Here is a 24,998-nt window from a genome sequence, read left to right on the forward strand (position 1 = left end):
CTGCTTTGAAAAGCGAAATCAAGACTCGAGATTCTTCGACTGGTAGCAAGCCAGCTACTACAATTCTTCAAACTCAAAGCCGATCTCTTTGACTTGTGGGAAAGAAAGTTTCGCAGAAGTCTCAAACCCTCTAAATCCCATGGCGTAACCCCCAATTGCAAGGCGATATTCGGGGCATTTGAAACTCTAAGCCGCTGAGCTGCATCAATCGCTTGGGCCGGGAGGTACCAGTCGGGCTCAAACTGTCGGTTTGGGTACAGGCTAACTAAGAGGTGACCGGCTTGTTCTCGAGACTTTGGTGCATTCGACAGACTACTAACTATCGGACCACTGGTGTCATGGTACTTCCCGGTGGCACTATCCAGAATGAAGTTCCTGACAAAGTTTTCCCATTCTATCTGCAGTTGAATTAAACACCTTTCCACTATCAAGATGTCTTCCTCTTTTGGTGCAGGACACGTTTCTACACGTTTGAGGTGGTTTTCGATCCTATCAAGCGAATTGTGGAAGCGGTTTAATCGCCTACTTATTTTCATTTTTGACGTATTGCTTCGACCAGAATTGAGACGCGCGGCCTTCGGCTCGAGACGCGATGGGTTGTGCTTCGAGTTGCAGAAACAAATCGATGATACATGCCACCTTCGTCATCTTCTTCGTCAAAAGCTTGAGCAATCTGCGCAAGATTAGTCTTTGCCGCTTGCCAGTCTATTCCGGTTCCTCGGAACGCACTTACGTCTTCTGTAGCGGTAGTTTCAGGGGACTGTCCTTTGAGGAACGAACACGCTGCAAACAGCGCAATGAAGTTTGGAGCGTCGAAGAAAGTTGTGTCTGCGAAGTCTTCACCAAGTACGTCGACAATCTCCGAGACTATTTCATCGATAATCTGACAAATCGGCCCGAAGTGTTCTTCTTTCACTTTCTTTCGTTGTCTATAGTATTTTGTAATTGAAGGCTCGCCGCCGTCGCTGATTCCGTTTTCAACTATCATGAAGAGTTCGGCCACTACGGACGTGTTTTTTAACCTCACGCTGTCTCGAACGCTTACGACCCTGTACTTGTCCCACAACGTAGACCAACGTCGTGTAGTATCGTAAATCGCCCACTTTACGGGCTCAGAGTATTCGGCATGGCGAAGTTCAGCTGGCGTAACTTTTACGCTGTACGAGTTTAGACGTGCAAAGACTTCCAAAACATCTGCATCTGAGGCGTTCAGGAGTTGGACCACAGGAACTTTGTAAGAAAGAAATTGTTCCTTCTGCTCTATTTCTAGTGTTTCGTAAGTCTTTCCCTTAAAGTTAGGCGCTTTCGAAGTCAGCCGTAACCTACCTGATGCAAATTCAAGAATTGCTCTCAAACGTTGTTGGCCATCTACGACTTCGCGAACCGTCGTCTGCTGCACCGGGTCTACCTTTGTGCGGAAGTAGATCTGAGGCAGTGGTAGGTCGTTGAGTATCGTATCAATCAGGAAAACCTTCGCAGCCGGAGACCATACAGAGCCGCGCTGAAAGTCGGGATCGAGCACAAGCTGCTTCTTTCCGTGCCATTCGATAAAGTCGGAAATTGTGTAGGTCTGTGGGACGCTTGCCATACGAATATCCTAAGTTTTTCGAGATCATAGGCCTGTTATGAGGTTACTGGAAGCCGTCAATCTCAACTTACCTGGAATTTTGGATTAGAATTTAAGCTCTTGTATCTTACCGTGCTGAGCAAAATCACTCTCTTTTTCTGCAGGTGCGAGGGCGTTACTGAAAATTTCTTTACTCAAAGGGCAATCAGCCTGATTCTGTGTAAGTTTTGTGTCAAAATTTTTTGTCGCTTGAAAAGTTTCGTTTTGAATCAATGTAAAAATGGACCAATACGAACCAAGTTGAGGAAGTCTATTCTGCGCCGCAGCGCAAAAAAATTTGCAATATAAAACAAAGCTTTATGGCGGAGACGAAGGGATTCGAACCCTCGAAACCATTCCTGGTTTACTCCCTTAGCAGGGGAGCGCCTTCGACCACTCGGCCACGTCTCCGCCGACGGGTATATCCTTGCAAACGCTGGAAATACAAGGCCATTTGTCGACGGTTTGACAGTTTTATTGAATTTTCCGGAAATCCTTGAAATTGCTTGGATTCACGTGGCGAACAGTGCATTTCGGTGCACTTGGCACGTTGGTTCGAAACCCAACATAGCCAAGGCGCGCTTAAATTCGCCCCCAAGACATGGCCGTGCAACCTGAGACTCGCGAAACCAGCGGTTCACAATTTCTTTCAACTGAACCGGTTCAACGGGGCCATTCGGGTTCAGCCGCGTAGATGCCAAGTTGATGGCGGCGGCGGTGGAACCGCTCGACCCGTTCGACGATCTCGTCGCTGGAAACGGCGATCACAAAGGACAGCAGGGTTTCAAGCAATGCTATGGTTGAAACGGACGATGGGAAAAATTGGGGCGTATCTGCAGATACAACGAATCCGTGATGGGCGTTCAGGATGACAGGGCTGGCCGGGCTGTCCGATATCCCCACAACTGTCAGGCCCTGTTGGCGTGCCAGTTTGATCGCCTCGATCACTTCGGTGCGGTAAGGGTGACATGTGATTGCGATCAACACATCCTGTTCGTCAGCCCATGCCAGATCATCGACCGGCGTGGATCCGGGGCGTGGAATGGCATGGAACTGCTTCATTCCTGTGGAGGCCAGGTAAGTGAAATTGCGCGCGTTTGAGTTGTTGACGCCCACGCCCAAAGTGAAAATCTGCCGACAATTCCAGATATCTTCTGCAGCCGATTTCAACCGCTCAGCGTCAATACCTGCAAAGGTTTCTTCGATGTTTCGTATCGCTCCACCAATCATGTCGGCGTAAAGCGTACCCAGCTCTCCGGACTTACCGATGTCTTGCAGCCAACGGGCGCGGTCCGGGAACGAGATTTGACCCTTGCGGATCGCGTCGCGAAACGGTTCGCGGAAATCGTCATACCCGTCAAAGCCAACTTGCCGGGCCATGCGTACAAAGGTGTTGGGCTTAACCTTTGCGGCCTCGGCAATTTCGCGCACGGTCGAAACCCCAACATCCGTTGGGTTTTCCAAAACATACCGTGCGGCTTTTTGCGCTTCGGGTGTGAGGGCGTCCCACTCGTCAGTCAGGCGGTTCAGGACAGCTTGGGATACGTTTGTGTCATTCATGGTTGACGATGGTACAAATGTGAAATTAGCGTGTCGAGCAGAAACGCGACTCGCGATAAGGAACGATCATGTCCGCGAACGAATTGCCATCACTCTCGGATGCGGTGATCGCTGACAATGACTAATTTGCCATGAACGTGAAGCGTATTGCGCACAGGTGCAACTGTGCTTGCGAAAAAACCACCGCGCCAGCCGACGAACAGCGCATTGCGCTCGCTGGCAGGACGTTTCTGATTGGGGGCATTGCACCGACACATACGCCCCGCACTGACGCAACAGTGGAGACCGCTCAATGAGCTTGCCTGAAACAATGAAAGCTATGGTGACAATGGGCCACGGTGGCCTGGAACAGATGGTTCTACACGACAACTGGCCGCGCCCCGAAGCACAGATTGGGGAAGTGTTGATTAAGGTCGCGGCCTGTGGGCTGAACAATACCGACGTCAACACGCGCTCAGGCTGGTATTCAAAGACCGTGACCGACGCAACGACCGGCGGTGCGTTTGAAGAGGTTGGAGAAGACGACCCTACCTGGGGCGGCAATCCGATCACCTTCCCTCGGATTCAGGGGGCTGACATTTGTGGGCACATCGTGGCTGTGGGTGAAGGTGTCGACCCCCGGCGCATAGGTGAGCGTGTCATAACCGATGGCTGGCTACGCGATCCAAACGATCCCGAAAACATGGACAAAACCGGCTATTATGGGTCAGAACGAGATGGCGGGTTCGCGGAATACGCGACGACGCTTGCGGTCAATGCCGTGCCGATCACGTCAGATCTGTCGGACGCTGAACTGGCCACCTTCTCATGTTCCTATTCCACGGCCGAAGGCATGCTGACCCGCGCCAACGTAACGGACCGGGACACGGTTCTTGTGCCCGGAGCATCGGGCGGCGTTGGCGGTGCCCTTGTCCAGTTGGCAAAACGGCGTGGCGCGCGTGTCATCGCGATGGCATCCGAGGCCAAACACGCAGATGTCGCCAGATTTGGCCCGGATGTCATTTTACCGCGCGGGCCAGAGAATCTGCGTGATGCATTGGGTGACGAAAAGATCACAGTGGTCGCGGATGTGGTTGGTGGGTCGTACTGGCCGAACCTTATCGACATTCTGGAACGCGGCGGTCGCTATACCTGTTCTGGCGCGATCGCCGGACCAATGGTCGAGTTTGATCTGCGCACTTTCTATCTGCGGGATCTGACCTTTACGGGCTCGACAGTGATTGACCCAAAGGTGATGCGAAACCTTGTCGGCTACATTGAAGCAGGGGAAATCAAACCCGCCTTGGCCGCCACATACCCTTTGGAAGAATTGCGTGAGGCGCAAGCCGCGTTCATTGCCAAAGAGCACACCGGTAATATCGTGGTGATACCATGACGCTTGAAGACGTTTTGGAGGCGGCGCGGCAGCTACATCAGGCACACCCTGAGCTGTCCGCCTTTGGCGCTTGGCCATCTGATCTGTCTGCCGCAGTGACAGAACCAGTTCACATCCCAGCCGCAGATCTGGTGCAGGGTTTCGGTCTGCGGGGGAGTGAACTGACTCAACCGCTCATCGACGCCGTCAAGGCAACCACCCATCTGGCCCATTGGAAACAGACCTACACCGAGGAAGAGGTTGGGACGGATTTTCTCAACCGATACGGCTATTATGAGCTGTTTGGTCCGACCGGCCATTTCCACTCGGCGCAATTGCGCGGCTACATCGGGTATTGGGGGGCTGGTCTGAACTATGAGTGGCACAGCCATCAGGCAGAAGAGATCTATTTGACGCTGGCGGGTGGTGCCCTGTTCAAGGTCGAAGGGGATGAGACTTTTGTTGGCCCCAACCAGACACGGCTGCATTCCAGTTGGCAAAGCCATGCCATGATCACGACCGATCAACCGATCCTGACCTTTGTGTTGTGGCGTGGTGATGGGATGGGCGACTTACCAAGAATGGATGCCAAATGAAAATCACACGAATTCGGGTTTTTCAGACCGGGTTGCCGTACGTCGGTGGTGCCTATGTCTGGGGTGCAGGGAACGCTATCGAAACGGCCATTGCATCGGTCGTGGTCATCGATACAGACGCGGGCTTGCAAGGGTGTGGCGAGTTCTCTCCCTGCGGGGAAAACTACATGATCGCCCATTCCGAAGGCGTCCCGGCATTGGCGCGGCTTATTGCGCCGAAGCTGCTGGGTGAGGATCCCCGACAGGTGGCGCGGATCGAACAGTTGATGGATCATCTTGTGCAAGGCCACGGCTATGCCAAAGCCCCATTCGATGCGGCGTGCTGGGATATTCTGGGTCAGGCGTGTGATCAGCCGGTTTGGATGCTGCTGGGCGGCAAGCTGACGGACGGTGCGCCGATGTACCGGGTCGCGCCGCAAAAGGCGGTGGATGAGACCGTGGCAGAAATGAATGTCTATCGCGATCAGGGCTACCGCCAGTTTCAGGTCAAGGTCGGAGGCGACTGGGCCACCGATATTGATCGGATCCGCACTACGGTCCCTCTGTTGCAATCGGGTGAAAAGGCGATGGCCGATGCCAATCAAGGATGGCGCGTTGACAATGCGATCCGAGTGGCGCGGGCGACACGCGATCTGGATTTCATCCTCGAACAACCCTGTCGTACCTACGAGGAATGCCAACAGGTGCGCCGCGTGGCCGAACAACCGATGAAATTGGATGAATGTGTAACAGGCATCCACATGGCGCAGCGGATCGTTGCGGATCGTGGGGCCGAGATCTGCTGTCTGAAGATTTCGAACTTGGGTGGCATCAGCAAAGCGCGGCGCGTGCGGGACTATCTGGTCGACAACCGTATCCCGGTGGTCAGCGAAGATACCTGGGGCGGCGAGATCACAACGTCAGTGGTGGCACATTTCGCGGCCTCGACACCACCTGAATACCTGCAGAACACAACGGATCTGATGAACTACAACACCAGATCAACCGGCATCGGTGGACCAACGGCAAAGGATGGCAAGCTCTTTGCATCGGACACGCCCGGACTGGGCGTTGCCCCTGATTTTGAAAGCCTCGGCGCGCCTATAGCGGAGTACACACTATGAAGATCAAGTCCATTACCGTCTATCAGGTGGACCTGCCGTTAGAGCATCCCTATTGGCTGTCTGGCGGGCGGCTGAAGTTCGAAACCCTCGATGCGACAATTGTGAAGATCGAAACCGACGCCGGACTGGTAGGCTGGGGTGAGGGTACCCCATGGGGGCACACCTATGTTCCTGCCCACGGACCAGGCATTCGCGCCGGTATCCAGACGATGGCCCCGTTCATTCTGGGTCTCGATCCGCGCAAGGTTTTGGATGTGGAACGGGCGATGGATCTGGCCTTGCCCGGGCATCTTTACGCCAAAAGCCCGATCGACATGGCCTGTTGGGACATTGCCGGTCAGTCGGCGGGCCTGCCCATTGCTGATCTGATGGGGGGCGGGTCGCGCACACCGCGCCCGATTGCTTCGTCGGTAGGAGCAAAGACTGTCGAAGAAACCCGAGAGGTGATGGAGCGCTATCGCAGCCGCGGTTACATTGCGCATTCAGTAAAGATCGGCGGCAACGTGGAACGCGATATTGCGCGTGTCCGCGATGTAGAGAGCATTCGGCGATCGGGCGAGATTGTCCTGTATGACGTGAATCGCGGTTGGACGCGGCAAGAGGCCCTGCGGGTGATGAGCGCCTGCGAAGACCTGAACGTTATGTTCGAACAGCCGGGTGAGACGTTGGATGATATTGCTGCGATCTCGGGGTTGCATGCTTCACCGGTGTCCGTAGATGAAACTCTGGTGACTTTGCAGGATGCCGCCCGGATTGCCCGCGAGGGTATTGCCGAGATTTTCGGGATCAAACTTAACCGCGTCGGTGGTTTGACCAAGGCCGCACGGATGCGGGACATCGCATTGGCCCATGGTATCGACATGTTTGTAATGGCAACCGGCGGCACGGTTCTGGCCGATACCGAAGCACTGCATTTGGCGGCCACGATCCCGGATGACAATTGCCATGCGGTATGGGCTTGTCAGGACATGATCACCGTCGACATTGCGGGCGGGCGTGGGCCGCGCAATATTGACGGTCACCTGCACTTGCCTGAAACTCCGGGGCTGGGTGTGCAGCCTGATGAAGACGCGCTGGGAGATCCTGAAGCCGTGTACAAATGGGACTCGCACCAACGTTCTGAGATGACGGAGATCACGTGACATGTTGAAGATCAACACTCAATCCGAATGGATCGACCGTGCAAGGGCGGTATTGCCAGCGGGCGGGTTCGGCAATTTCGACCCGGGCATCGTCATCGCCCGGGGCGAAGGCAGTCGTGTCTGGGACGAAGACGGCAACGAATATGTCGACTACCTGATCGGGTCCGGCCCTATGCTGCTGGGGCATGGCCACCCCGAGGTGATGGAGGCCGTGCTGGAACAGCTTCCGCAAGGCATGACCTTCTTTGCCAACAACAGCAAGGGAATCGAACTGGCCGAAGCCATTGTCCAAGCCGTTCCCTGCTGTGAACAGGTGCGGTTTGTTGCGTCAGGTGGCGAAGCTGACATGTATGCCATTCGGCTGGCACGGGCCTATTCGGGTCGAAACAAGATCCTCAAGTTTGAGGGCGGGTACCATGGGATGAGCGCCGAAGCGCAGATGAGTCTGGCGCCCAGCCGTCGGGTCAATTTCCCTCAGGCCGTGCCCGACAGTGCCGGGATCCCAAACAGCGTTGCCGAACAGATGCTGATCGCGCCGTTCAATGATCTTGATGCTGTCGCGGCCTTGTTGGATGAACATGACGATGTGGCGGCGATTATGGTCGAGCCGTTGCAGCGGATCATTCCGCCCTTGCCCGGGTACCTGCAAGGGCTGAGGGATTTGTGTGACAAACACGATGTCTTGCTGATCTTTGATGAGATCGTCACCGGGTTTCGCCTTGCCTATGGCGGGGCGCAGGAGCGCTATGGCGTGACCCCGGATATTTGCACGTTGGGAAAGATCACGGGTGGCGGGTTTCCTCTGGCCGCTTTGGGCGCCAGCGCTGAGATTATGAAGCATTTTGACAAATCGAAAGTCGGTGAAGACGGCTGGTTGATGCAATTGGGAACTTTGTCAGGCAATCCTATCGCTGCAGCTGCAGGTTTGAAGACAATGGAGATTCTGCGTCGAGACGGGGCTTATGACCGTCTGCGCAGCATCGGCCGACAGCTGCAAGATATGCAGACCGAGGCGCTGAACGAAGCGGGTATTCCGCATCGGATTTGCGGTGACGACACGTTGTTCGACATCTATTTTACCAAGGCCGAATGCAGGGACTACCGCAGCGCCAGTCATGATGACCCTGCGCGCAACACATCATATAATGCGGCTTTAAGGTCGCATGGGATATTCAAAGCCCCGGGCAAGCTGTACCCGTCTCTTGCGGTGACCGACGTCGATCTGAACCAGACCCGAGAGGCCGTGCGTCACGCGGTTGCTGCGATTTCCTGAGTGTTGTTTGTATGAAAAACGGGTCGCCGTTGGTTAAAACTGCGACCCGTCACCTTTGGAAGTCGGGGGACAGCCTCGCCCCCTCGAATACTGATTAAATCACCGCAATCTGAAAACTTTTCGATACTTTCGAGACTGACCCGACTTCCTGGTTGGTATGTCACCTTAATGCCTGATTAAATCACCTTCTACAGTGAACCAGTTCACATTAGGCGAATTTATTTTGATTTTTTCCAATCGAATAAATCCGGGCCTGCTTGCGCAAGCAGTTCGGCGGCCATCGCGCGGGCCATTTCCGGACCGTCTTCTATTGGGGCTGTCATATCCCGGTTGGCGGTTTCAGTTCCATCTGGTCGCAGAACCTCGCCTCGCAACCTGAGAGTGCCGCCATCCAGCTCGGCCAGACCCGCGATCGGTGTTTCGCATGACCCGTCCAGCGCATCCAGCAACGTACGTTCGGCCGCCAGCCGTTGGCCGGTTTCCGCGTGATGTATCGCCTCAAGCATTTCTGCTGCGCGCATGTCGTCGCTGCGCCGTTCAATGCCGATGGTGCCTTGCGCGATGGCGGGCAGCATATCGTCAGGGGAAATGGCGCTGGCCGGGACATCATCCATACCCAAGCGGCGAATACCGGCCATCGCCAAAAAGGTGCAATCTGCCACGCCATCTTCCAGCTTTTTCAGCCGCGTCTGCACGTTTCCGCGAAATTCGACCACCTTCAGATCAGGGCGGCGACTCAGCAATTGTGCCCGACGGCGCAGCGAGGAGGTGCCGACAACGGCCCCCTCAGGCAGATCGTGGATGGAACCCAGGCGCGGTGAGATAAATGCATCCCTTACGTCTTCACGTGGCAGGAATGTATCCAGCACCAAACCGTCGGGCTGTGCGACTGGCATGTCTTTGGTCGAATGCACGGCGATGTCGATTTCGGCGCGCAGCATCGCTTCTTCGATTTCTTTAGTGAACAGGCCCTTGTTGCCGATCTCTTTCAACGGTCGATCGGCATCGATCATGGCGCGATTGTCGCCCGTGGTTTTGATCACAACGATCTCGAATGCGTCTTCGGGCAGGTCGAAGGCATCACTCAGGCGTTGGCGTGTTTCATGGGCCTGCGCCAGCGCAAGCGGAGAACCACGGGTGCCGATTCTGAGGGGCGATGCGGGTGTGGGCAAATTCACAGTCATGCTCACAGCTTTAGTCGCGTCACATTGCCCTGACAATGGGGGCCGCGCTTGACAAATTGCCGCCGAAGGACGACCCGTTGCGAAAACCGGATGACTGGGGGCAAAAATGGCCGAGACAAAGAAACTGCTGCGGGCTCTGGCGGGTGAGGTTCAGGACGTGCCGCCGATCTGGATGATGCGCCAGGCGGGTCGGTATTTGCCCGAATATCGCGCCACCCGCGCGCAGGCCGGTGATTTCCTGTCCTTGTGCTATAACCCTGAGCTGGCCGCCGAAGTCACATTGCAACCGATCCGGCGATATGGGTTTGATGCCGCGATCCTGTTTGCTGATATCCTGTTGGTACCGCAGGCGCTGGGCGCGGATCTGTGGTTTGTGACCGGTGAAGGCCCTCGCCTGTCGACGATCACGCAGCAATCCGAGTTTGAGGTGTTGAAGCCGGTTGACGCGATTCATGAAACACTGTCACCGGTTTATGAAACGGTGCGCATTCTGTCACAGGAATTACCGTCGGAAACCACTTTGATCGGGTTTGCTGGAGCGCCGTGGACGGTGGCCACCTACATGATCGCGGGGCGCGGCACGCCAGATCAGGGTCCCGCGCACGCGTTGCGGGAAGGGAACACCGCGCTGTTTGAGGCTTTGTTGGATCGCATCACCGCCGCAACGATCGAGTACCTGTCCGCGCAAATCGAAGCCGGGGCCGAGGTGGTCAAGATCTTTGACAGTTGGGCGGGGTCATTGAAAGGCGAGGCGTTCCAGAAATACGCGGTCGAACCGTGCCGGGTGATTACTCAGGCCATTAAGAAACGCCATCCAGGCATTCCGGTCATTGGATTCCCGCGTGAGGCGGGCGATGGGTATATCGGGTTTGCCAAAGCAACCGGTGTGGACTGTGTTGCGCTGGACAATTCGGTGTCGCCGGAATGGGCGGCCGAGCATGTGCAGGCTGATGGCTGTGTGCAGGGCAATCTGGCCTCGTCCCACATGGTGACGGGCGGGCAGGCGTTGGTGGATGAAACGCGGCGCATTGTTGAAGCGTTCTCGAAGGGGCCACATATCTTCAACCTGGGCCACGGGATCACGCCAGATGCGGATCCTGAGAACGTGCAGCTGATGATCGACACGGTGCGTGGGCGGTAAACCAGCGAAAGGGGGCCAGCCCCCTTCTTGGCCTGCGGCCAATTCATCCCCCCAGGTATTCTTGGCCAGATGAAGAGCGGATCAGCGCTGAGCATTGAGCTCGGCGAGGATTTCCTTTGTGTGCTCTCCGCGTGCGGGGCTGGGGCTGGGGTTCCATTGGTGATTAGAAAATCGCGGCGCGGCTGCGGATTGCAGGGTACCGTCGACGTCTTGCCAGCTGTTGCGGAGAGTGTTCATAGGGTGGTCCAGCGCCTCTTGCGGGCTGAGCACAGGGGCGACACAGGCATCCGTGCCACGGAATAAGGCTTCCCAATGGTCGCGGGGTTGACTGGCGAAAATATCGGCAAGGCGTTGGGTCAGATCAGGCCAGAGTGTGCGATCATATTGGTTCTGGAATGCGGTATCTTGAGCGAGACCCAGGATCTGCAAGAACTGGGCGTAAAACTTGGGTTCAAGGCATTGGACGGTGATGAAGCCACCATCGGCGCAGGTGTAAGTTCGGCTCCAGTGTGGGCCGTCCAGCAGGCTTTCGCCGCGCCTGTCGGACAGATTGCCTGTTTGGCGCATGGTCATCAGAAGGTTCATCATATTGGCTGAACCGTCGTAGATTGCGGCATCGACAACTGTGCCTTCACCAGTGCGTTGCGCATGGATCAGACCGGCCAGAACACCTGCGACCAGATACATGGAACCACCGCCAATATCGCCCACCAGAGTTGCGGGTGTCTGCGGGGGTTGGCTGGGTTGAGAGGCATACCAGAGCGCGCCGGACAGGGCGATATAGTTGAGATCATGCCCGGCAGTGTCAGACAGCGGGCCATCCTGACCCCAGCCGGTCATACGACCATAGACCAGTTTTGGGTTGCGGGTCAGGCAAGCGTCGGGGCCAAGGCCCAGTTTTTCCATCACGCCGGGGCGGAAGCCTTCGATCAAGGCATCTGCGGTGCCGATCAGACACAGGGCGGTTTCCAGGTCATCGGGGTCTTTCAGGTCAAGCGCGATGGACCGCTTTCCGCGATCCAGAAGTGAGCGTTCTGGCATTCCGGGTGTGACGGCACCGCTTTTGCGATGAATGGTTATCACATCAGCACCCAAATCGGCCAATTGCATGGCGGCAAACGGGCCGGGACCCAGCCCCTCAATTTCGACGACACGAATTCCTTTTAGCATCTGCACCCTCCGTTTCGGGCAGAGTTTGCGAGCCGGCTGCGGATTGCAAGGCGGATGTTTGATGGCGCAGATCGTCGCCTGTAAGGCAGATGTGTATCAAACGATGTTGAATTGACCTGTTATACCCAGGTTTGGCGCGATAGGGTCCACGCCAGAACGGGGAACGGATATGACGACAATTTTGTCCATCAGAGATCTGCGCAAGTCTTACGCCGATGGGTTTGAGGCGCTGAAAGGAGTGTCTTTGGACATTGAAGAGGGTGAGATTCTTGCTCTGCTGGGGCCAAACGGTGCCGGAAAGACAACCTTGATCTCGACCATCTGCGGGATCACCACCCCGAGTTCCGGCGAGGTCACGGTGGGAGGGCATGATATTCAGGCCGATTACCGCGCTGCGCGCAGGATGATCGGGCTTGTGCCGCAGGAAATTGCGCTGGAACCGTTTGAGAAGGTCTGGAACACGGTGCGCCTGTCGCGGGGGCTGTTCGGGCTTGGCAAAAACAACGCGCGGATCGAAGATATTCTGCGGAAACTATCCCTCTGGGACAAGCGCGACAACGCGATCAAGGAGTTGTCTGGCGGTATGAAACGTCGTGTCCTTATTGCGAAGGCACTGGCCCATGAACCCCGCGTTCTGTTTCTGGATGAACCCACTGCCGGTGTGGATGTCGAACTGCGTAAAGACATGTGGGAAATCGTGGCCGAGCTAAAACAGGACGGGGTCACCATCATTCTGACCACCCACTACATCGAAGAGGCCGAAGCCATCGCAGATCGTGTCGGGGTCATCGACAAGGGTGAGCTGCTGTTGGTGCAGGACAAGGACGCGCTGATGGCGCAAATGGGCAAAAAGCAGATTGAGGTCATGCTGACAGAGCCAATCGCGCAGATTCCTGACAGTCTTGCGCTGCATAATTTGACGCTGAATGGCGCGGGGGATGTCTTGATTTACACCTATGACACCCACGCGGACCGCACGGGTATCACGACACTGCTGAATGACGTGTCACAAGCCGGGTTGATCCTGCGGGACGTGCAAACACGGCAATCGAGTCTGGAAGAGATATTCGTCAATCTTGTATCCGGAGAAATGGCATGAACTGGACTGCAATTGCTGCCATCTACCGGTTCGAAATGACCCGGTTCTTCCGCACTCTCGCGCAAAGCTTTTTCTCGCCGGTTCTGTCCACGTCGTTGTACTTCGTGGTCTTTGGCACAGCCATCGGCAGTCGCATTCAAGAGGTTGAAGGCGTCTCATATGGTGCGTTTATCGTGCCGGGGCTGATCATGCTGTCGGTGGTGATGCTGTCGATTTCGAACGCGTCTTTCGGGATATATTTCCCAAAGTTTCTGGGCACCATCTACGAGCTTCTGTCCGCGCCGGTCAATTTCATCGAGATCGTGATCGGATATGTAGGTGCCGCAGCCACCAAAGCGCTGTTTGTGGGTTTGGTGATATTGGCAACCGCTACCTTTTTTGTGGATATTCGGATTGAACATCCCTTTGCCATGGCTGCGTTCCTGATCCTGTCCTGTCTCAGTTTTTCTTTATTGGGCTTCATCATTGGAATCTGGGCCAGCAATTTCGAACAGATGTCGTTGGTGCCTCAGCTTGTTGTGACGCCCCTGATATTTCTGGGGGGAACGTTTTATTCGATCTCGATGCTGCCACCGGTGTGGCAGACCATCACATTGTTCAATCCGGTCGTTTATCTGATTTCGGGGTTCCGTTGGTCTTTTTACGGGCTGGCCGATGTGCCGATTGTCTTTAGTCTGCTGGCCATTCTGGCTTTTACAGGTGTTTGTCTGGCGGTCATTGGCTGGATTTTCAAAACCGGTTGGCGCATACGCAGCTGACTGTTCTTGGGCGTTGCATTTTTGCCCACTGAGTGTGGGAATTTGGTTCACGTCGCGTTTAAGGCCGGATGAGTCCCTTGTTTACGGGTTGGGGGCACTCTACATCGGCACCCATGAAACTCAGCCTGCCGTTTGTCAAAAAGCACCCCTGCGTGGCCGTTGTCCGCCTGTCCGGCGCCATTGGAATGGCGGGGCGTGGGGCGTTGAACGATACAACCCTGGCCCCGGTTCTGGAAAAAGCGTTTCGCAAGGGAAAACCCGCCGCCGTGGCGATTGAGCTCAATTCTCCGGGCGGGTCCCCTGTGCAAAGTTCACTGATCGGTGCCCGGATCCGGCGTTTGTCGGAAGAGCTGGACGTGCCCGTGATTGCCTTTGTCGAGGATGTTGCTGCCTCGGGCGGGTACTGGCTGGCCGCCGCCGCGGACGAGATCTGGGCAGATGACAGTTCGGTTCTGGGCTCGATCGGAGTGATTTCGGCCGGGTTTGGCGCGCATGTCTTTCTGGCACGGCAAGGGTTCGAGCGGCGCGTGCACACGGCAGGCCAATCGAAATCCATGCTGGATCCGTTTGCACCAGAAAAGAAAGAGGATGTGGCCCGCCTGCAAGGTTTGTTGGGGGACATCCATGAAAACTTCATTGACCATGTCAAAGCGCGCCGCGGTGACAAGCTGGATAGCAGTGCTGATCTGTTCACTGGTGAGGTTTGGCTGGCGCGCCGCGCGCAGGAATTGGGCCTGATTGATGGCATCGCTCATCTCAAACCCAAGATGCAGGAACGCTTTGGCGACAAGGTCAAGTTCCGTCGTTATGGTGTCCGCAAACCGATCTGGACGCGCTTTGGGGCCAGCCTGGCACAGGATGCCATCGCCGGATTAGAGGAGCGTGCAGCCTATGCGCGTTTCGGTTTGTAACGTGATCATCAAGGCCGTCACCCTTTTCCTGATTGCCATGGGCGTATTGGCAATGTTCGGTAAGCTTCGCTTTCCCGGGCAAAAGAAATTGAGTTCGGCGAAATGTCCGCGCTGCGGTCGGTATCGTATCGGCAAAGGCCCCTGCGCCTGCGAAAAGGGAGGCCGGACTTGATTACCACATGGCTGTTGTCCGGTCTGGGCTTGTTGATTCTGTTGCTGGCAGGCGACGCCCTTGTGCGTGGTGCCGTAAACCTGAGCCTGCGCCTTGGCGTTCCGGCGCTGATTGTCAGCCTGACGATTGTAGCTTTTGGGACATCCGCGCCGGAGCTTTTGATTGCAATCAGCGCTTTGGAAGAGGACGCGCCTGGCATCGCGCTGGGCAACGTAGTCGGATCAAACACGGCGAATATCCTGCTGGTTCTGGGCCTTCCCGCGCTGCTGGCGACTTTACACACCAGTGAGTGCAACAGCCGCAGGAACTATGTCTTCATGCTGATGGCGACGGTTCTGTTCATTGGTTTGGCATTTTTGGGAACGTTTACTTTCTTCAGCGGCCTGATCTTGTTGGCGGCTTTGGGTCTTGTTCTTATGAACGCCTTTCGAGAGGCAAAAGCCCATCGCAAAGCCTGCGGTGAGGCCTGTGTGGATGAAGAGCTTGAGGGGCTGGAAGAAGCAGATCCTGACATGCCGTATTGGAAGGTATCTGTTTTCTTGATCCTCGGGCTGATTGGTCTGCCGATGGGCGCGCATCTGTTGGTGGATAATGCAACGGTCATCGCACGTAACTATGGTGTCAGCGAAACGGTCATTGGTTTGACGTTGATTGCAGTTGGAACGTCTTTGCCTGAATTGGCGACAACAGTTATGGCCGCGTTGCGCAGACAGGCCGACGTTGCGCTGGGTAACGTGATCGGTTCGAACATGTTCAACCTGCTTGCCATCATCGGGATTGCAACCTGGTTTGGTCGTATCCCGGTTGATCCCGAGTTCCTGCAATTCGACCTTTGGGTCATGCTGGGCGCATCGCTGCTGCTGATCCCGTTTGTGTTCTTCAAACAAGATATCTCGCGCATCTGGGGGTTGGTGTTGACTTTCCTTTATGTGCTTTATGTCACCGTATTGCTGGTGTGATCTGACAAAACGAGGTGAAGCATGACCCGAGCTTTAGTGACCGGTGCCGGTATTCGTCTGGGCCGGGCCATGGCGCTGTATCTGGCGGGTCGTGGTTACGATGTGGCGGTGCATTACGCCACATCAGAACAGCCGGCGCAGGAAACGGTAGAAAAGGTGCAGGCCCTTGGGCGGCACGCGGTGGCATTGCAGGCCGATCTGCTGGACGAAGTTCAGGTTCAGGCGTTGTTGCCCAAAGCGGCTGAGGCGCTGGGTGGACCGATCACTTGTCTGGTGAACAACGCTTCGATCTTTGAATACGACAATATCCATACTGCAACCCGCCAAAGCTGGGACCGCCATCTCGAGAGCAATCTACGCGCGCCATTCGTACTGACGCAGGCTATGTCTGAACAGGGACTAGCCGCTGGCATGGACGAAAACAACGAGCCTTTGGCCGCGGGCTTGATCGTCAACATGGTCGATATGCGGGTCCGAAAGCTGACGCCCGAATTCATGTCCTACACCATCGCGAAAATGGGGTTATGGGCCCTGACCCGAACGGCTGCTCAGGCCCTGTCACCTGACATTCGGGTCAACGCGATTGGTCCGGGTCCGACGGTTCAGGGGCATCGTCAAAGCGAACAGCATTTTCAGGCACAGCGATCGAACACAGTGCTTGAGCGGGGTTCCAACCCGTCGGACATAACCGCAGCGCTGGGGTATTTTCTGGACGCGCACGCGGTCACTGGGCAACTTCTATGCGTTGATGGGGGGCAGCATCTGGGTTGGAAAACACCCGACGTGCTCGGCGTAGAATAAGCAATTTCCCTGTAAGTTTTGCACTGCTCTCATTTGTGTTACCTGCGCGTTACAAAAATGTCTTTTTTTTCATACACTTGCTAAGTGATTGAAAAAATATCGTTTATAATCAAAGCGTTAATTTATTGCCCATTTTTTGTGCAAATCAAGGAAGAGGCAATGAAACAAGGGGATTTCCGATCCAGCAGAAACTTATCTTCACACTTATCCACAGAAGTCGTGGATTTGTTTCCTCTTGATTTGAGAGGCCTGAGATTGCAGCCAGTCCAAGAGAATCATATCAAAAGCCCATGACCACCCACAGCGACTCCTCTCAGACCGGTTACGCCTGTATTCAGCGTTATGTGAAAACGCTGGACAGTTCGCCCGGTGTATATCGGATGCTGGATGCGGATAGTCGGGTTCTCTATGTGGGCAAGGCACGCAACCTGAAGGCGCGGGTGTCGAATTACACACGCCCGGGGCATTCCGGCCGGATCGAAAAGATGATCGCTTCGACCGCCTCGATGATGTTTCTGACCACTCGGACCGAGACCGAGGCGCTGCTGCTGGAGCAGAACCTGATCAAGCAGCTAAAGCCGAAGTACAACGTGCTTTTGCGCGACGATAAAAGTTTCCCCAATATTCTGGTCTCAAAAAGCCATGCCTTTCCGCAGATCAAAAAGCATCGCGGGGCGAAGAAAGAGAAAGGTGCCTATTTCGGCCCGTTCGCCAGTGCCGGTGCGGTGAATCGGACACTGAACCAATTGCAAAAGGCGTTCCTGCTGCGCAACTGCTCGGATTCCATGTTTGACAGTCGAACGCGGCCTTGTCTGCTCTATCAGATCAAACGCTGTTCAGGGCCATGTGTCGGTTTGATCTCGGAAGAGGCATACCGCGAAAGCGTCAAGGACGCTGAACGTTTCCTGTCTGGCCGGTCCACCAAAGTGCAGGAGGATCTGGCCGAGCAGATGATGGCTGCGTCCGAGGCGATGGAGTTCGAACGCGCCGCCGGTCTACGGGATCGCATCCGGGCGCTGACGCAAGTACAGACGTCCCAAGGCATCAACCCGCGCGGCGTGGCCGAGGCAGATGTGATCGGCCTGTACATGGATAGCGGTCAGGCTTGTGTGCAGGTGTTCTTCATCCGTGCCAACCAGAACTGGGGCAACAAGGATTTCTATCCGCGGGTCGGCCCCGATGTTTCGCCCGCTGAGGTGATGGAGGCGTTCCTTGGCCAGTTCTACGACAACAAGGAACCGCCCCGGCAATTGATCCTGTCGGACGGCATTGAAAACGCCGATCTGATGCAGGAGGCCCTGACCGAGAAAGCAGGCCGCAAGGTGGAAATCCTGGTGCCGCAACGCGGTGAGAAGCAGGAACTGGTGGCAGGAGCCCTGCGAAATGCGCGCGAGTCATTGGCTCGTCGCATGTCCGAAAGCGCGACGCAGGCCAAACTGCTGCGCGGGGTGGCCGAAGCGTTTGATCTGGATGCGCCGCCTGAACGGATCGAGGTTTACGACAACTCGCACATTCAGGGCACCAACGCCGTAGGCGGCATGATCGTGGCAGGGCCTGAGGGCTTCATGAAGAACGCGTATCGCAAGTTCAACATTCGAGGCGATGACCTGACACCTGGCGATGATTTCGGCATGATGAAAGAGGTGCTGAACCGTCGCTTCACCCGGTTGCAAAAGGAAGATCCGGATCGGGACAAAGGGCTCTGGCCCGACCTGCTGCTGATTGATGGCGGTGCAGGGCAGGTGAGCGCCGTACACGAAATCATGCAGGCCCATGGGGTTGAAGACATTCCCATGGTTGGCGTTGCCAAAGGGGTCGACCGCGATCACGGCAAGGAAGAATTCCATAGGACCGGTCAGCGCCCCTTTGCCCTGAAGCGTAACGACCCGGTGCTGTATTTCATTCAACGTTTAAGGGATGAGGCGCATCGGTTCGCCATCGGTACCCATCGCGCGAAACGGGCAAAGGCCGTCGGGGCCACGCCGTTGGACGAAATTCCCGGTGTAGGGGCCGCGCGCAAACGTGCCTTGTTGACGCATTTCGGCAGCGCCAAGGCGGTCAGCAGGGCCAATCTTGCCGATCTGAAAGCGGTCGAGGGGATCTCGGCCGGGCTGGCGCAGAAGGTTTACGATTTCTTCCACGACAAGGGCTAGGCGCGTCGTCCACGCCACAGGATGTACAGCCCCGAAGCAACAATGAGCGCGCTGCCGATCCACATGGTTGGATCGAGGCTTTCGCCGAACATGACCACGCCCAAGCCGATGCCGAACAAAAGGCGGGTATAGCGGAACGGAGTCACAGCGGACACTTCGCCCGTGCGCATGGCCTTCATCAGAGACGAATAAGCCAGAACGCCCATCAGCACCGCTCCGGTCAGATGCAGGCCGGTATGCAGATCAAGCGAAACCATCGGCACGCCTTCCCAAAACCGATAGGCGAGCCCAGCAACGATGATGCTGAGAAATCCGTAGAACCCCAAGACCTCGGTTCCCAATGTGGCAGGTGCTGCGCGGCTGGCCAGATCGCGCCCGGCAAATCCCAGCATCCCCAGGACGGCCAATATCGACAGCAGTGAAAAGCTGTCGCCGGTGGGTTGCAGGATCACGACAACCCCGATCATACCGACGAAAATGGCGCTCCACCGCCGCCAGCCGACGGATTCCCCGAAGAACATCGCAGCACCCGCAACCACGACCAGTGGCGTGGCTTGCAGGATCACCGTGGCCGAAGACAAAGGGGTCAACGCGATCGCCAGAACATAGAACAACCGACCAAAGACCTCGAACAGCACCCGAACTTTCATCGGGCGGGACAAGACATCGGGATGCAGCAAGTTTTGCCCCCGGGCCAATGCCACCGCCGCAAAGATCACCGAGCCGCCCGCGCCAAACAGCACCAGCACCTGCCAGATCGGAAGCACGGCCGAGGCTGCTTTCAGCAAAGCGTCCTCAAGCGCGAAGCCCGCCATCGCGGCGATCATCCAAAGGCTGCCGATCATGTTCGACCGGGCGTCGGTTTGAATATGCGCTGTCATCTGTTTCTTTCTGATTGGACTTGCGCGGCAATCTGACCGCAAAGCAGGAAAAGGCCAAGAGGTACAACTCTGAGACGTCAGGCCTGCGGCGCTTTGACCAAGCGTTTGGGTGTGGCGCAGTTTTTTGCCTGTTTGGCTTTTCTGTCCTGCGGCGTCGATATAGGGTCCAAGCCATGAAGTGGAACTTGCCCAATATTCTGACCGTCCTGCGCCTGTTGGCGGCACCCGGTCTGGCCGTCATGTTTTTGTACTTTACCCGGCCATACGCGGATTGGTTCGCTTTGATCCTGTTCCTGTCGGCAGCGATTACGGATTGGTTCGATGGGTATCTGGCCCGCGCCTGGAAGCAGGAAACCAAAATCGGTGCGATGCTGGACCCGATTGCAGATAAGGCGATGGTTGTGATCGCACTTATGATCCTTGTCGGCTACTCGACCGAACACTGGACCCCGTGGCTGGTGCTGCCTGCCACAGTGATCCTGTTCCGCGAGGTTTTTGTCTCGGGTCTGCGTGAATATCTGGGTGATGTGGCAGGGACGCTAAAGGTTACGAAACTGGCCAAGTGGAAGACCACTGCGCAGATGATCGCCATCGCGGTTCTGTTTTCGCAAGGCATCTTTGAACACTATGCCGTTATGGCGAGCTTCGGAATGGATGCTGATCTGGTCGAGCAGATCATTGCGGGTCAGGTTGAAGACGTAAACCACCTGCGCTGGAATATCGAAGGCATGTACTGGGCTGGCCAAATCGGGCTGTGGTTGCTGTGGATTGCCGCAACGCTGACATTGATCACCGGTTATGACTACTTACGTAAAGCCATGCCGCATCTGAAGGAGAGCTAAGCGATGGATGTGCTGTACTTTGCATGGGTGCGCGAACGCATCGGTTTGCCAAAGGAAAAAGTCGAAACCAGTGCTGCCACGGTCAGCGATCTGGTGGCCGAGTTAAGCGCAAGGGAAGAACGTTACGCAGCGGCTTTTGCCGATTTGTCAGCCCTGCGCGTGGCATTGGATCAGGAGCTTTCAGATTTTGATGCCTCGCTGACCGGTGTGCGTGAGGTTGCGTTTTTCCCGCCGATGACAGGTGGTTAAGTGATGAGGATCGCTGTTCAGGAAGAAGCATTCGATCTGGGCGCTGAGGCCAACGCCTTTGCCGCCGGGGATGATGCCAACGGTGCCATCGTCACCTTCACCGGCGTCGTACGCGATCTTGCAAGCGGTGATCTGGATGTCATGGAGATCGAACATTATCCGGGCATGACCGAACGTGCCCTGACCAAGATTGCCCAGGAAGCCAAGGATCGGTGGTCACTGGGCGATGTGTTGGTGATCCACCGCCACGGTCGCCTGGCCCCGGGCGACCGGATCATGATGGTGGCGACCGCAGCGCCGCATCGCAAAGATGCATTCGAGGCGGCTGAATACCTGATGGATTACCTGAAATCCCGCGCCCCGTTCTGGAAGAAAGAAATCACTGGGGTCGGTGCGGAATGGGTTGCCGCCAAGGACGAAGACGAAGACGCACTAACCCGGTGGTGAGATGGGCCCGCCACCGCAACAATGCGGTGGTCGTTTTTGACCCTGATCAGGTTCAATTTTCCTCTAGACGTCAGCAACAGAGCTCACGCTTAATCCGATCAACCGGATCAAGAGGACAACCCCATGCAAAACGATTTGAGAAACAAGGGTCTTGCGACGCGCGCTATTCATGCGGGCGAAGAACCGGACCCGACCAATGGTGCATCTGCACCGGCTTTGCATATGTCCTCGACTTTTGTCACCGGTCAGGTTGCCGGGTTCTCGGCCCATGATCTCGAGGAAGAGGCCCCTTACCTTTATGGGCGCTGGGCCAACCCCAATGTGCGAACGCTTGAAACCAAGATCAGCGCCTTGGAAGGCACCGAGGATTGTATTTGTCTGGCGTCAGGCATGGCGGCTGCAACTGCAATTTTCCTGACGTTCCTGTCTGCCGGAGATCACGTGATCGTCTCTGACGTGTCTTATGCGGGCGTGGCCGAGCTGGCGCGGGACACGTTGCCGCGCTTGGGGATCGAGGTCAGCACGGTCAACATGTCTGATCTGACGGCAGTGTCAGCGGCGATCAGGCCGAACACGCGGCTGATACATACGGAAACACCGGTGAACCCAATCGGGCGACTGACCGATCTGGCTGCGGTGTCAGCCATTGCGCAAAATGCCGAGGCGTTATTGTCTTGCGATGCCACCTTTGCCTCTCCGCTGGGTCAACCCAGCAAAGATTTGGGCGTCGATCTGATCATGCATTCCGTGACCAAGTTCATAGGCGGACATGGTGATGCCATTGGTGGAGCGGTAGCGGGCCGCAAAGAGTTGATCGAGAAGATCCGAAATGAATCAGCCATTCATCACGGCAGCATCATGTCACCGTTCAACGCGTGGATGATCGCCCGGGGTATGGCAACTTTGCCGCTTCGAATGCAGGCACATCAGGCGGGTGCCATGGCGGTTGCCAATTGGCTTGAAACACGTGGGGCCGTCACCAAAGTCGTGTATCCGGGCCTGAAATCACACCCACAATACGAACTGGCACAGCGGCAGATGCGGAATTCATCCGGCATGATCACCTTTCAGGTGGGCGACAACGCGACTGGAGAAGCACTGGCCCAGCAGATGATCGACAAACTGAAGATCGTCCATTACGCCGTGTCACTTGGCCATCATCGCAGCCTGATTTTCTGGATGGGAACGGAGGCTTTGATGCAGACCTCATTCCGTCTGGAAGGGGCGCAACTGGAAAGCTACCGGGATTACGCCGGGGACGGCGTGTTCCGGCTGTCGGTTGGTCTTGAAGATCCCGAAGACCTGATCGCGGATCTTGAGCAGGTTTTGTGACCCGATCAGGTCGTGGGCGCGTCAGTCGGCGTTGTTGATCCGCCCGCGCAATTCTTCGGCCTCTTGCCGCGCGGCGCGCAGACCGTCCATGGCGGCGGCCAGCTCAGCCTCGGTCTGGGTCAACTGATTGGTTAGCTCGGCTTCACGCTGCTGCAGATAGGTGATGGCCTGGTCGCGGGTTTCTTCGGCCTCGTGCAGCTCCTGACTCATCCGGTCCAGATCGGCCACATCGCTTTGGCGGACGCGGGACAGGCGGTGGGCCAGCCAATTGGCAAACCAGCCCATACAGAAGGCCGCAAACAGAATGATGGCCGTGGCGATGATGAATTCGGTTCTGTTCAACTTACTGGTCCTCTGCATCCGCATCTGATGCGGTCGTGTCGGTCTGGTCTGCTTCTGACGTGTCATTCTCAGTCTCAAGCGCTTCGAGACCTGTTTCATTGGCCTCAACAGGCTCGGGGCGGATCAGGCGGAATTCAATACGACGGTTTTCTTCCCGACCTTCTTCAGTGTCGTTGTCCGCAATGGGCTGCGTTTCGCCATATCCGACTGCTGTGTAGCTGCTGGTGGGAATGCGACGCCCGCGCAACTCGTTCAGGATCGACTGCGCGCGTGCTTGACTGAGCTGCTGGTTCATCTCTTCGCGACCCTGACTGTCTGTGTGACCCTGAATCTCCAGCCGAATGGGGCCACAGTCTCGCAGGATGTCTGCGATCTGGTTCACGGTATCGCGCGAATCCGACGCAATCGTGGCCGATCCGGGTTCGAAGGCGATTTTGCTGGAAGCCTGGACTTCAGCGATCTGTTGTTCACAGACTTCCGGATCGGGCAGGGCGTCTTCGGGTTCCGGCGGAGGCAGATAGGTGATCATCAGAGTGAATTCCTGCCCCTCGCCCAGTTTGTCCGACAACTGACCAGCAATGCGGGCTTTCGCGTCTTCTTCGTGGCTTAGGCCCGTCAACTCCACGGTATCAGGCGTCACGGTCAGGGCCCCGTTGTGCAGCTGCGCCAATGCTTCCAGCCCGGCCAGAACTCGGACAGGCCAGTCTGAGGGCAGATCGGTCACGATGCGGGTGGCCGTGTAAACTTGATCAGAGCCAAATGCGGCCCGGGCATAGCTGTCGACCATGTCACGCAGGGTTTCATCGCCCAGACGACCGCGCAGCTGCACCAGACCTTCGGGGCTGCGGGTGGCCGAAAACTCAACCGGGCCGGTCGCATCCGTGTCTTCGGGCTCTGGCAACACGGCGTGCAGCGCAAAGACGGGGGGCAGGGCGGTTTCAAGCTCACCCACCACCCGGTCAAAGAGGGCAGGGTCCGTTCCTTGTGCTGCGACCAGTGTAATGTCGGCATCTGACAGTGTGACAGTGCCATTGCCGATTTTTGACAGGGCCTGAATGCTCAGTTCAGCGGCTTCGGGCCAACGCGGTGAGGGTTCTCCCAGACCGATGGTGCAAGAATAAGTGCCTTGCAAGCCGGCCTCGCGTGCGGCGGCCACGATGCGGTCGCGCGCCTTTTCGTCCTGCGCGGAACAGGCGTCAAACTGCCCGCCCTCATCATTGATCAGGTAGCGCAGCGTAAAAGGCGTAATGACGGGGCGGGGGGCCGAGATTGCCAGACCGATGCGCAAGCTTGGCGGCGCGGTACGCGTCAGATCCTGTTCAAGTCGCTGTTTTTCTTCTTGGCTATCAGCAATCGCAGTGATCTTGACCAAGCCAGAGCTGGCGGAAACTTTTGCACGAGGCAAGCGTGCCAATGCTTCGATGGCGTAAGATATTGCGGTGTCCCAGCCGTCGGGCTTGGGGTAATCTGCCGTTTCCATCAAGTCCGATACTGCAACGCTCCGATCCAGGTTGCGCAGCCGGTCAATCAGCTCTTCCCTGTCCTCGCTGGCGGGGATCAGACCGATGATCGAGATGCCGCTGTCATTGCGCAGGATCTCTGCTGAAAAGCGGGGTGGGGCCAACGCCGAGGTGGCCTCGACCTCCATTTCGTCGATCACACGGGATGTTTCGACCTCGGTTCCAGCAGCGGTCAACGCGTTGAATCGGGTGGCTTCATCCGGCGCGGTGCCTGTCAGAACCACACGAAGCCCGTCGGATTCGACCTCGGCCCAGTCATGTCCTTTAAGGTCCAATGATCGACGCACAGCGAATTCGGATGTCTCTTCGATCTTCGTAACAGCGTAGCTGGCGGCCACGAGGGACAATCCGGCCGAAACCAGAAAAATCAGCAAAACAGCGATAAAATACGGCAGACGCATGC

At 56.4% G+C, this 24,998-nt stretch carries 24 protein-coding genes and 1 tRNA gene; 17 read left to right on the top strand and 8 right to left on the bottom strand.

What is annotated here, in order from left to right; genetic code table 11:
* Window positions 1-532: 532 nt before the first annotated feature.
* From ACXADZ_RS01690 to ACXADZ_RS01700, 3 genes are all read right to left on the bottom strand, one after another.
* The gene (locus tag ACXADZ_RS01690) at window positions 533-1,588 is read right to left on the bottom strand and encodes a DUF262 domain-containing protein (protein ID WP_475192261.1); all 1,056 of its coding nucleotides are present in this window, start codon (window positions 1,586-1,588) and stop codon (window positions 533-535) included.
* A gap of 339 nt (window positions 1,589-1,927) precedes the next feature.
* Window positions 1,928-2,017 (bottom strand) — tRNA-Ser (locus ACXADZ_RS01695).
* 252 nt (window positions 2,018-2,269) lie between these two features.
* A complete protein-coding gene (locus ACXADZ_RS01700; protein ID WP_475192262.1) occupies window positions 2,270-3,166 on the bottom strand; it encodes a MurR/RpiR family transcriptional regulator in 897 nt (298 codons plus the stop codon).
* A gap of 292 nt (window positions 3,167-3,458) precedes the next feature.
* Between ACXADZ_RS01700 and ACXADZ_RS01705 the strand changes: the two genes are divergently transcribed.
* Genes ACXADZ_RS01705 through ACXADZ_RS01725 form a run of 5 tightly spaced genes read left to right on the top strand, consistent with a single transcriptional unit; the run spans window position 3,459 to window position 8,634 of the window.
* The gene (locus ACXADZ_RS01705; protein ID WP_475192264.1) at window positions 3,459-4,541 is read left to right on the top strand and encodes an alcohol dehydrogenase family protein; all 1,083 of its coding nucleotides are present in this window, start codon (window positions 3,459-3,461) and stop codon (window positions 4,539-4,541) included.
* The gene (locus ACXADZ_RS01710; protein ID WP_475192265.1) at window positions 4,538-5,116 is read left to right on the top strand and encodes a dimethylsulfonioproprionate lyase family protein; all 579 of its coding nucleotides are present in this window, start codon (window positions 4,538-4,540) and stop codon (window positions 5,114-5,116) included. The genes ACXADZ_RS01705 and ACXADZ_RS01710 overlap by 4 nt, the downstream gene beginning before the upstream one ends.
* Window positions 5,113-6,219: a mandelate racemase/muconate lactonizing enzyme family protein gene (locus ACXADZ_RS01715; protein ID WP_475192267.1), complete on the top strand. Its 1,107-nt coding sequence runs from the start codon at window positions 5,113-5,115 to the stop codon at window positions 6,217-6,219. The genes ACXADZ_RS01710 and ACXADZ_RS01715 overlap by 4 nt, the downstream gene beginning before the upstream one ends.
* The gene (locus ACXADZ_RS01720; protein WP_475192268.1) at window positions 6,216-7,361 is read left to right on the top strand and encodes a mandelate racemase/muconate lactonizing enzyme family protein; all 1,146 of its coding nucleotides are present in this window, start codon (window positions 6,216-6,218) and stop codon (window positions 7,359-7,361) included. Before ACXADZ_RS01715 ends, ACXADZ_RS01720 begins: the two co-directional genes overlap by 4 nt.
* A 1-nt stretch (window position 7,362) precedes the next feature.
* Window positions 7,363-8,634, top strand: coding sequence for an aspartate aminotransferase family protein (locus ACXADZ_RS01725; RefSeq protein ID WP_475192269.1), 1,272 nt, complete (start codon window positions 7,363-7,365; stop codon window positions 8,632-8,634).
* 218 nt (window positions 8,635-8,852) lie between these two features.
* Here ACXADZ_RS01725 and hemC read toward each other — a convergent pair whose 3' ends face one another.
* Window positions 8,853-9,818 carry a hydroxymethylbilane synthase gene (gene hemC / locus ACXADZ_RS01730; protein ID WP_475192271.1) on the bottom strand — a complete coding sequence of 322 codons (966 nt, stop codon included), beginning with the start codon at window positions 9,816-9,818 and terminating at the stop codon, window positions 8,853-8,855.
* 106 nt (window positions 9,819-9,924) lie between these two features.
* Here hemC and hemE point away from each other — a divergent pair, with 106 nt between their 5' ends.
* On the top strand, window positions 9,925-10,959 hold the full coding sequence (gene hemE / locus ACXADZ_RS01735; RefSeq protein ID WP_475192272.1) for a uroporphyrinogen decarboxylase: 1,035 nt from the start codon (window positions 9,925-9,927) through the stop codon (window positions 10,957-10,959).
* 81 nt (window positions 10,960-11,040) lie between these two features.
* Here hemE and ACXADZ_RS01740 read toward each other — a convergent pair whose 3' ends face one another.
* A complete protein-coding gene (locus ACXADZ_RS01740; RefSeq protein WP_475192274.1) occupies window positions 11,041-12,129 on the bottom strand; it encodes a CaiB/BaiF CoA transferase family protein in 1,089 nt (362 codons plus the stop codon).
* A 169-nt stretch (window positions 12,130-12,298) separates the two neighbouring features.
* On the opposite strand from ACXADZ_RS01740, the gene ACXADZ_RS01745 reads away from it, so the two are divergent.
* The 7 genes from ACXADZ_RS01745 to uvrC all read left to right on the top strand — a co-directional run bounded on the left by ACXADZ_RS01745 (window position 12,299) and on the right by uvrC (window position 18,982).
* A complete protein-coding gene (locus tag ACXADZ_RS01745; RefSeq protein ID WP_475192275.1) occupies window positions 12,299-13,228 on the top strand; it encodes an ABC transporter ATP-binding protein in 930 nt (309 codons plus the stop codon).
* A complete protein-coding gene (locus ACXADZ_RS01750; protein ID WP_171093865.1) occupies window positions 13,225-13,986 on the top strand; it encodes an ABC transporter permease in 762 nt (253 codons plus the stop codon). Before ACXADZ_RS01745 ends, ACXADZ_RS01750 begins: the two co-directional genes overlap by 4 nt.
* Window positions 13,987-14,099: 113 nt before the next feature.
* The gene (locus ACXADZ_RS01755; RefSeq protein ID WP_171093863.1) at window positions 14,100-14,897 is read left to right on the top strand and encodes a S49 family peptidase; all 798 of its coding nucleotides are present in this window, start codon (window positions 14,100-14,102) and stop codon (window positions 14,895-14,897) included.
* Window positions 14,878-15,069, top strand: coding sequence for a hypothetical protein (locus tag ACXADZ_RS01760; RefSeq protein ID WP_253284744.1), 192 nt, complete (start codon window positions 14,878-14,880; stop codon window positions 15,067-15,069). Before ACXADZ_RS01755 ends, ACXADZ_RS01760 begins: the two co-directional genes overlap by 20 nt.
* On the top strand, window positions 15,069-16,028 hold the full coding sequence (locus tag ACXADZ_RS01765; protein WP_171184234.1) for a calcium/sodium antiporter: 960 nt from the start codon (window positions 15,069-15,071) through the stop codon (window positions 16,026-16,028). The genes ACXADZ_RS01760 and ACXADZ_RS01765 overlap by 1 nt, the downstream gene beginning before the upstream one ends.
* A gap of 21 nt (window positions 16,029-16,049) precedes the next feature.
* Entirely contained in the window at window positions 16,050-16,829 is a 780-nt protein-coding gene (locus ACXADZ_RS01770; protein WP_475192278.1) for an SDR family oxidoreductase, read from the top strand.
* Between the two features lie 290 nt (window positions 16,830-17,119).
* Window positions 17,120-18,982 carry an excinuclease ABC subunit UvrC gene (gene uvrC / locus ACXADZ_RS01775; protein ID WP_171183799.1) on the top strand — a complete coding sequence of 621 codons (1,863 nt, stop codon included), beginning with the start codon at window positions 17,120-17,122 and terminating at the stop codon, window positions 18,980-18,982.
* Here uvrC and ACXADZ_RS01780 read toward each other — a convergent pair.
* Complete coding sequence (locus ACXADZ_RS01780) at window positions 18,979-19,863, bottom strand: DMT family transporter (RefSeq protein WP_475192280.1); 885 nt, start codon at window positions 19,861-19,863, stop codon at window positions 18,979-18,981. The two genes, uvrC and ACXADZ_RS01780, sit on opposite strands and share 4 nt — an antisense overlap.
* Before the next feature lie 173 nt (window positions 19,864-20,036).
* Here ACXADZ_RS01780 and pgsA point away from each other — a divergent pair, with 173 nt between their 5' ends.
* From pgsA to ACXADZ_RS01800, 4 genes are all read left to right on the top strand, one after another.
* Window positions 20,037-20,705: a CDP-diacylglycerol--glycerol-3-phosphate 3-phosphatidyltransferase gene (gene pgsA / locus ACXADZ_RS01785; protein WP_171093855.1), complete on the top strand. Its 669-nt coding sequence runs from the start codon at window positions 20,037-20,039 to the stop codon at window positions 20,703-20,705.
* A 3-nt stretch (window positions 20,706-20,708) separates the two neighbouring features.
* Window positions 20,709-20,954: a molybdopterin converting factor subunit 1 gene (moaD, locus tag ACXADZ_RS01790; protein WP_171093853.1), complete on the top strand. Its 246-nt coding sequence runs from the start codon at window positions 20,709-20,711 to the stop codon at window positions 20,952-20,954.
* A gap of 3 nt (window positions 20,955-20,957) precedes the next feature.
* Window positions 20,958-21,401 carry a molybdenum cofactor biosynthesis protein MoaE gene (locus tag ACXADZ_RS01795; RefSeq protein WP_171093850.1) on the top strand — a complete coding sequence of 148 codons (444 nt, stop codon included), beginning with the start codon at window positions 20,958-20,960 and terminating at the stop codon, window positions 21,399-21,401.
* A gap of 123 nt (window positions 21,402-21,524) precedes the next feature.
* Complete coding sequence (locus ACXADZ_RS01800; protein ID WP_475192284.1) at window positions 21,525-22,733, top strand: trans-sulfuration enzyme family protein; 1,209 nt, start codon at window positions 21,525-21,527, stop codon at window positions 22,731-22,733.
* A 21-nt stretch (window positions 22,734-22,754) separates the two neighbouring features.
* Here the strand turns inward: ACXADZ_RS01800 and ACXADZ_RS01805 are convergent, their stop codons facing one another.
* Complete coding sequence (locus ACXADZ_RS01805) at window positions 22,755-23,075, bottom strand: hypothetical protein (RefSeq protein WP_050603973.1); 321 nt, start codon at window positions 23,073-23,075, stop codon at window positions 22,755-22,757.
* A 1-nt stretch (window position 23,076) separates the two neighbouring features.
* Window positions 23,077-24,996 carry an OmpA family protein gene (locus ACXADZ_RS01810; RefSeq protein ID WP_475192287.1) on the bottom strand — a complete coding sequence of 640 codons (1,920 nt, stop codon included), beginning with the start codon at window positions 24,994-24,996 and terminating at the stop codon, window positions 23,077-23,079.
* Window positions 24,997-24,998: the final 2 nt, after the last annotated feature.

Source organism: Ruegeria sp. ABM4_193, from assembly GCF_056158705.1.

What these genes read in the sequence shown, in the direction of transcription:
- ACXADZ_RS01690 (WP_475192261.1), bottom strand. Translation starts at nt 1,588, where the DNA reads ATGGCAAGCGTCCCACAGACCTACACAATTTCCGACTTTATCGAATGG.
- ACXADZ_RS01700 (WP_475192262.1), bottom strand. Translation starts at nt 3,166, where the DNA reads ATGAATGACACAAACGTATCCCAAGCTGTCCTGAACCGCCTGACTGAC.
- ACXADZ_RS01705 (WP_475192264.1), top strand. Translation starts at nt 3,459, where the DNA reads ATGAGCTTGCCTGAAACAATGAAAGCTATGGTGACAATGGGCCACGGT.
- ACXADZ_RS01710 (WP_475192265.1), top strand. Translation starts at nt 4,538, where the DNA reads ATGACGCTTGAAGACGTTTTGGAGGCGGCGCGGCAGCTACATCAGGCA.
- ACXADZ_RS01715 (WP_475192267.1), top strand. Translation starts at nt 5,113, where the DNA reads ATGAAAATCACACGAATTCGGGTTTTTCAGACCGGGTTGCCGTACGTC.
- ACXADZ_RS01720 (WP_475192268.1), top strand. Translation starts at nt 6,216, where the DNA reads ATGAAGATCAAGTCCATTACCGTCTATCAGGTGGACCTGCCGTTAGAG.
- ACXADZ_RS01725 (WP_475192269.1), top strand. Translation starts at nt 7,363, where the DNA reads ATGTTGAAGATCAACACTCAATCCGAATGGATCGACCGTGCAAGGGCG.
- hemC (WP_475192271.1), bottom strand. Translation starts at nt 9,818, where the DNA reads ATGACTGTGAATTTGCCCACACCCGCATCGCCCCTCAGAATCGGCACC.
- hemE (WP_475192272.1), top strand. Translation starts at nt 9,925, where the DNA reads ATGGCCGAGACAAAGAAACTGCTGCGGGCTCTGGCGGGTGAGGTTCAG.
- ACXADZ_RS01740 (WP_475192274.1), bottom strand. Translation starts at nt 12,129, where the DNA reads ATGCTAAAAGGAATTCGTGTCGTCGAAATTGAGGGGCTGGGTCCCGGC.
- ACXADZ_RS01745 (WP_475192275.1), top strand. Translation starts at nt 12,299, where the DNA reads ATGACGACAATTTTGTCCATCAGAGATCTGCGCAAGTCTTACGCCGAT.
- ACXADZ_RS01750 (WP_171093865.1), top strand. Translation starts at nt 13,225, where the DNA reads ATGAACTGGACTGCAATTGCTGCCATCTACCGGTTCGAAATGACCCGG.
- ACXADZ_RS01755 (WP_171093863.1), top strand. Translation starts at nt 14,100, where the DNA reads ATGAAACTCAGCCTGCCGTTTGTCAAAAAGCACCCCTGCGTGGCCGTT.
- ACXADZ_RS01760 (WP_253284744.1), top strand. Translation starts at nt 14,878, where the DNA reads ATGCGCGTTTCGGTTTGTAACGTGATCATCAAGGCCGTCACCCTTTTC.
- ACXADZ_RS01770 (WP_475192278.1), top strand. Translation starts at nt 16,050, where the DNA reads ATGACCCGAGCTTTAGTGACCGGTGCCGGTATTCGTCTGGGCCGGGCC.
- uvrC (WP_171183799.1), top strand. Translation starts at nt 17,120, where the DNA reads ATGACCACCCACAGCGACTCCTCTCAGACCGGTTACGCCTGTATTCAG.
- ACXADZ_RS01780 (WP_475192280.1), bottom strand. Translation starts at nt 19,863, where the DNA reads ATGACAGCGCATATTCAAACCGACGCCCGGTCGAACATGATCGGCAGC.
- pgsA (WP_171093855.1), top strand. Translation starts at nt 20,037, where the DNA reads ATGAAGTGGAACTTGCCCAATATTCTGACCGTCCTGCGCCTGTTGGCG.
- moaD (WP_171093853.1), top strand. Translation starts at nt 20,709, where the DNA reads ATGGATGTGCTGTACTTTGCATGGGTGCGCGAACGCATCGGTTTGCCA.
- ACXADZ_RS01795 (WP_171093850.1), top strand. Translation starts at nt 20,958, where the DNA reads ATGAGGATCGCTGTTCAGGAAGAAGCATTCGATCTGGGCGCTGAGGCC.
- ACXADZ_RS01800 (WP_475192284.1), top strand. Translation starts at nt 21,525, where the DNA reads ATGCAAAACGATTTGAGAAACAAGGGTCTTGCGACGCGCGCTATTCAT.
- ACXADZ_RS01810 (WP_475192287.1), bottom strand. Translation starts at nt 24,996, where the DNA reads ATGCGTCTGCCGTATTTTATCGCTGTTTTGCTGATTTTTCTGGTTTCG.